Source organism: Haematospirillum sp. H1815 (assembly GCF_012102705.1).
Taxonomy (GTDB): Bacteria; Pseudomonadota; Alphaproteobacteria; order Rhodospirillales; family Rhodospirillaceae; genus Haematospirillum.
This window is the reverse complement of the sequence record NZ_JAAVTA010000007.1, coordinates 132,037-138,057: the sequence shown is the minus strand read 5'-3', so window position 1 is coordinate 138,057 and position 6,021 is coordinate 132,037. Positions and strand designations below refer to the sequence as shown.

The window sequence follows — 6,021 nt, the reverse complement described above, 5'->3', positions numbered from 1 at the left end:
ACATCTTGGCGCAATGTCACCAGCTGACGCGAAATACGGGCAGCATCAGCATGCTCGATCAGGCTTGCCCGCCGATCTTTCCGGAACGATATTTATGCGGATTACAAGGCTCATCGTCCTCCCCCGCCCGAGGATCTGGTCCCCCAGTTTTCCCTGATTCGCGAGGCAACAGCGGCGCTGGGCGTGGCGCATGTGGAAATGGATGGATTCGAGGCCGATGACCTGATCGCAACCTACACCCTTATGGCCCGTCAGCAGGGAATGAGGGTGACGATTGTCTCCTCCGACAAGGATCTGATGCAGCTGGTCGGGGAAGGGGTCGCGCTCTACGATGCCATGAAGAACAAGACGATCGGTCCGGAGGCCGTTCTCGACAAGTTTGGCGTTGCGCCGGAGAAGGTCGTTGATGTGCAGGCTTTGGCCGGTGATGCTTCCGATAATGTACCCGGGGTGCCGGGGATCGGGATCAAGACCGCAGCGGCCTTGATTACGGAATACGGTGATCTGGATACTTTGTTGTTGCGTGCGCCCGAGATTCGCCAGCCCAAGCGGCGGGCAAGCCTGATCGAGCATGCTGATGCTGCCCGTATTTCGCGTCAGCTGGTGACATTGCGCCAAGATGTGCCGGTGCCGGTGCCACTTGAGTCTTTTTCCCGGCGTGCTCCGGATCCGGATGTTCTGGTTCCATTTCTTGAGACGATGGAGTTTCGTCGGCTTCTGTCCATGGTGCGTGCCCGTACAGCCTCTTCTGTTCCGTACGGAGAAGCGGAGACCGGGACTGCTGCAGGCAAGGCAGAAGAGTCGGTGTCCTATGAACTGGTACAGGACCTTCAGGCTCTGCAGCGGTGGGTGGACCGGGCCATGCAGATAGGCATTGTGGCCGTGGATACTGAAACCGATGGTCTAGACCCCATGCAGGCGCGTCTTGTCGGCATGTCTTTGGCGGTTGGTCCGGGGCAGGCCTGCTACATTCCCCTGCGGCATGGAATGCGGCAGCAACAGGGTGATCTTCTGGCAGGACCAGGGCCGGAAAAACCGCAGCAGGTTGCAATAGCGGATGCGGTTGCCATCTTGCAGCCTCTCTTTCTGGATCGCAGTGTTCTGAAGGTCGGGCACAACATCAAGTTTGACCTTCATGTACTGGCCCGCGAGGGACTCGTGTTGACGCCGGTGGATGATACGATGGTGTTGTCCTATGTGCTGGATGCTGCCAGCCACGGTCATGGTATGGATGAACTGGCAGAGCGCCATCTGGGGTATCAGACCATCCGCTATGAGGATGTGTGCGGGAAGGGCAAGGCTGCGGTTACTTTTGATCAGGTTCCTCTGGACAAGGCCTTGTCCTATGCTGCCGAAGACGCCGATATCACCCTGCGCTTGCATACACTGTTCCGTGATCGGCTGACAGCGGAACGTATGGTGGCTGTTCATGAGATGCTCGACCGTCCCCTGATACCTGTCTTGTTCGCCATGGAAGAGGAGGGGATTGCCGTCAATCGTACGGCGCTGGAGTCCTTGTCATCTGACTTTGCAGGACGCATGGTGACCTTGGAGGCGGACATACAGGATCTGGCGGGTGAGGCTTTCAATGTGGCCTCTCCCAAACAGCTTGGTGATATCCTGTTTGGTCGGATGGGGCTGAAAGGCGGCAGGAAGAGTGCCCGGACTGGTGCATGGTCAACGGATGCCGAGGTGCTGGAGTCTCTGGCTGCCGAAGGGCATGCATTGCCGCAGAAGGTTCTGGATTGGCGGGCTCTTGCCAAGCTGAAAAGCACCTATACCGATGCCTTGGTGCGTCAGATCAACCCCCGTTCCGGCAGGGTCCATACGCGTTTTGCGATGACAGTCACGACCACGGGGCGGCTGTCGTCCAATGATCCCAATTTGCAGAATATTCCGATACGGACCGAGGAAGGGCGTAAAATTAGGCAAGCGTTTGTGGCGCGTCCGGGCTGTGTGTTGTTGTCGGCAGACTATTCACAGATCGAACTGCGCTTGGTGGCCCATGTTGCTTCTGTTAGCGCTCTCAGGGACGCCTTCCACAACGACCAGGATATTCATGCCATGACGGCAAGCCGTGTTTTCGGGGTGCCTGTTGCGGGAATGGATCCGATGCTGCGCCGACGGGCCAAGGCGATTAATTTCGGGATTATTTACGGTATATCGGCCTTTGGTCTTGCGCGTCAGCTTGGCATTTCCAACGGAGAGGCCAAGGCGTTCATCGATGCGTATTTTGCGATGTTCCCTGAAATTCGTGATTATATGGAGCAGACAATCGAGCAGGCGCGCCGACAGGGATTTGTAAGAACTTTGTTCGGCCGTAAGTGCTTTACACCGGATATCCAGAGTAAAAATCCGGCCCAGCGTGCCTTTGCCGAACGGGCTGCTGTGAATGCTCCGATACAGGGGAGTGCAGCCGATATCCTGAAGAAGGCGATGATTGCACTGCCTTCGGCCCTGGAGGAGAAAGGGCTGAAGGCAAGGTTACTGTTGCAGGTTCATGACGAGCTGGTTTTCGATGTGCCCAGGGATCAAGTCGATGAGACCTGTTCTGTCGTGCGAGCGGTCATGGAGCGTGCAGCTGTATTATCAGTTCCGCTGATTGTTGATACGGGCGTTGCGGATACATGGGCTGGTGCGCACTAGAGGACGCCACTTTGTTCATGAGGCTTGAAGGTTTGTTGGGTCTGTTGTGCTGCCTGTCCCCGCTGTGCTTTCCATGTGCAGGGGCAGGCCGCATAGCGTACGCGATGTGTTGTTGATTGTATCCTCGATCGTCCTGTTGAAGGTTTCGCGGTCCAGTCCGGGCGGAACAGGTGGAAGGTAGCGGACCACAATTTCTCCCGGATAGCGCATGAATGAACTGCGGGCCCAGAACATGCCGGTGTTGAGAGCAACCGGAACAACGGGAACAGACTTGCCAAAGCGTGAATACAAGGCAGCCGCTCCCGGCTGGAATGGCATGTATTCCGTTGTCTGGGTGCGTGTTCCTTCCGGGAACAGGATGATCTGGGATTCACGTCCAAGGGCCTCTTCTACACCTCGCAGCATGACTTTCATGGCCGCTGCCCCGGCCTTGCGGTCGACGGCGATCATTCCTGATTTCCGCATATGCCAGCCAACAATTGGAACAGACAGCAGTTCTTTCTTCAGAACATAAACAGGCTTTTCCAGGACCATCGGGAAATACAGTGTTTCCCATGTTGACTGGTGCTTGCTCATGATAATGCACGGTCCTTGGGGCAGGTGCTCCCGTCCTTCCTCACGCCAGCGAATACCGCACAGAAAGCGTGCGCCGAGAACCAGGCCATAGGCCCACCACCGTGCTGCCAGCATTGATCGTCGTCCTGGTACAAGCAAAAGAGGCATCAGCACAATGCCGATGGCGACTGTCCATACGACATAAAAAATATTGAAGACAAGCGAACGCAGAACAACAAGCAGGATCACTGTGGATGGGCTCCGTCTTTTTGCAACATATATAGTTTTGCAACCGGTATCCCCGTGACCGGTTTTGGTATTCCCGGTGCGTCGGGAAGGGACAGGCGAAGCCGTGCCAACAGGTACTTTGTATATTCTGTGGCGAAAAGAGCTGCTGTTCCGGGGTATTGCCACCAGTTATCCTGCTTTACAAGTCCGGGGAATACGGGATGTGGAATAATGGTGACCTCTGGCATGGCAGCCTGGAATTCCAGAAGACTGCGCCGCATGTGGTAGCTGCCGGTTACCAGACGCATGGAAGTCAAGCCGTGGCTCCGTAACCATATGGTGGTTTCCCAAGCGTTTCCAACCGTATCAGCGGCAATGTGCCCCAGCTCTATGTGATTTCGCAGAGCTTCTGGCTTCAGGGTTCCGGAATCGCGCAGAAGTTCTCCCGGTGTGGTGCCTGGCCCGGCCCCGGAAATGAACAACACGGATCCCATGCCTTGTTCCAGAAGTCGGAAGCCTGTCTGCATCCGTTCGCTGCCACCGGTCAGTACCACGATTGCGTCGGTTCGGGTGCTGCTGTCTTCCACTTGGTCCGGCATGGTGGCTGTGAACCAGACAAGACCCGGAAGCCACAGGGCCAAGAAGGCCAGTCCTGTTATCGTCAGGCTTGCGTAAAGGCGGAGAAGAAACCGGGTCAGAACCATGGGTCTTGTTCCTGCTGGTGGCGACAGGAGGTGAGTGGGGCGTTCAGAGCATGTGTGCCAGTTGGCGACGTACGGTGATCCGTGTCGTCAGGACAGAAAGCCCGGCGGCCAGGAACGGCAGGCTGCATAATGCGACAACATGCAAGGCGTCAACAGATGTTTCCGGTATCAGGCCGCCGTCGATGTCGGACAATATGGAGCGTACACTCCACAGGGCCGGCCATGCCAGCACAAGCCCCAGAAGGCTGCCCGCCACGGCATGCATGCAGGTCCTGCGGGCGAACTGTCCTGCAATATAGCTGTCTGTTGCCCCCACCAGATGCATCACTTCGATCTGTGGACGATGAACGGCCAGCGACGCCCGGGTTGCGTGGACAACAGTGGCCGTAGTTGCGCCCACAACAAGGGAGAGCATAATCCAGGCCAGCAAGCGCAGGATGACCGAAGCCTTGATCAGGCGTGACAGCCATACCCGGTGATCATCGATTGTTGTTCCGGGAGCTATGGCCTGCAGGTGTTTCTCCAGCACGGCAAGGTCGCGGCCGCTTCCTTCATCCAGCGATACATCAATCAGATGTGGGAGCGGGAGTTCGCGGGCCAGGTTTCCGGCCCCAAGCCATGGTTCCAGAAGCGTTGCGACGTGTTCTGTCGGGATAGGCTCTGCACGTTGTACCCCCGGCAGTGTTTCAAGGCTCCGTGCAATGTGGTCGATGCGTTTATGCGTTGCACTGCCCGGCCCTGTATCCCCGGCCATAGCCGGGATTTGTATGGTCAGTGTGCCGGTCATCGTGCTTTCCCACCGAGCGGACAGATTGCTGAGGGTCAGGGCACCCGTTAACGCCATGGCAGCCAGAAATGTCATGATAGAGACCAGCCAAGGTAGAAAGTGACCTGCAGGGTCTGTTGCAACAGGCAGATCGGTACGGAACCATCCAGCTATCATAATACAGGTTCTCCCCCGGGCATGAACGCGGTGGCAGGGCTTTCTGAAATACTGACGTGTCCATCCTGAAGCATAAGGCAGGGGGCTGGGAAACGTCGCAAAAGCTCTTCGTTGTGGGTCGCCATGACAATGGTGGTACCAAGCCGGTTCAGTTCCATGAACAAATGCATCAGCCGGGTGGCTGTTTCTGCATCAACATTACCTGTTGCTTCATCGGCCACCAGGATGTCGGGTCTGTTGATGACGGCTCGCGCAATGGCAACCCGTTGTTTTTGCCCGCCAGAAAGAATTGCCGGCTTGGTGTGCATGTATTTTTCCAGACCAACCCACTCCAGAAGTTCAGGAACATGCCGTTGTATGCTGGCTTCCGATACGCCGGCAACTCTTAGGGGGAGGGCCACGTTATCAAGAGTTGATAGGTGGTCCATGAGCCTGAACTCCTGGAATACAACGCCGATCCGTCGCCGTAGGGCAGGAAGGTCTTTCCGACTGATGGCACCAACGTCGATATCAAACAGGGACAGCCGCCCGCGCGAGGGGCGCCTGGCCAAGTATAACAGGCTGAGAAGCGAGGTTTTTCCAGCCCCCGAAGGCCCGCACAGAAAATGGAAGGATCCGGGGGGGAGATTGAAGCTGATATCCTGCAGGACTTCTGGTCCGTTGCCATAGCGCAGACCAACGCACTCGAAGCGGATGGCCGAGCCACCGCGCTCATCTGCAGCGTTTACGCTTTTTTTGTCCTGACCTCTGGGTAGGTATGTCACGCAGACCCTGTCCTTTGTTCCATGCGGGCCGGAGCGCAGATTGGCACAGGCTGTCGTCTGCGTCCACAGGGAGCGGAGAGTCAAATCGACAGCCATGTTTTTCTGTTCGATACCGCTATACTTGTTTCAGGGCAGACCCCGTTCTATAAGAGACAAGATACACCGGGGCTGACAGATACGT

Annotated in this window: 4 protein-coding genes and 1 pseudogene; 1 reads left to right on the top strand and 4 read right to left on the bottom strand. The window is 56.8% G+C overall.

What is annotated here, in order from left to right; all coding sequences use genetic code 11:
• Positions 1–66: 66 nt before the first annotated feature.
• Positions 67–2,646: pseudogene (polA, locus tag HEQ60_RS07495) on the top strand (DNA polymerase I); the annotation flags it as partial.
• Between the two features lie 15 nt (positions 2,647–2,661).
• Here polA and HEQ60_RS07490 read toward each other — a convergent pair.
• Genes HEQ60_RS07490 through HEQ60_RS07475 form a run of 4 tightly spaced genes read right to left on the bottom strand, consistent with a single transcriptional unit; the run spans position 2,662 to position 5,771 of the window.
• The gene (locus tag HEQ60_RS07490) at positions 2,662–3,450 is read right to left on the bottom strand and encodes a lysophospholipid acyltransferase family protein (protein ID WP_168071104.1); all 789 of its coding nucleotides are present in this window, start codon (positions 3,448–3,450) and stop codon (positions 2,662–2,664) included.
• On the bottom strand, positions 3,447–4,133 hold the full coding sequence (locus HEQ60_RS07485) for a YdcF family protein (protein WP_168071103.1): 687 nt from the start codon (positions 4,131–4,133) through the stop codon (positions 3,447–3,449). The genes HEQ60_RS07490 and HEQ60_RS07485 overlap by 4 nt, the downstream gene beginning before the upstream one ends.
• Before the next feature lie 43 nt (positions 4,134–4,176).
• Positions 4,177–5,076: a cell division protein FtsX gene (locus tag HEQ60_RS07480; RefSeq protein ID WP_168071101.1), complete on the bottom strand. Its 900-nt coding sequence runs from the start codon at positions 5,074–5,076 to the stop codon at positions 4,177–4,179.
• Complete coding sequence (locus HEQ60_RS07475; protein WP_322099311.1) at positions 5,073–5,771, bottom strand: cell division ATP-binding protein FtsE; 699 nt, start codon at positions 5,769–5,771, stop codon at positions 5,073–5,075. Before HEQ60_RS07475 ends, HEQ60_RS07480 begins: the two co-directional genes overlap by 4 nt.
• Positions 5,772–6,021 lie beyond the last annotated feature (250 nt).

Excerpts from the sequence above, each read along its gene's own strand:
- HEQ60_RS07485 (WP_168071103.1), bottom strand. The coding sequence starts at position 4,133 with ATGGTTCTGACCCGGTTTCTTCTCCGCCTTTACGCAAGCCTGACGATA.
- HEQ60_RS07480 (WP_168071101.1), bottom strand. The coding sequence starts at position 5,076 with ATGATAGCTGGATGGTTCCGTACCGATCTGCCTGTTGCAACAGACCCT.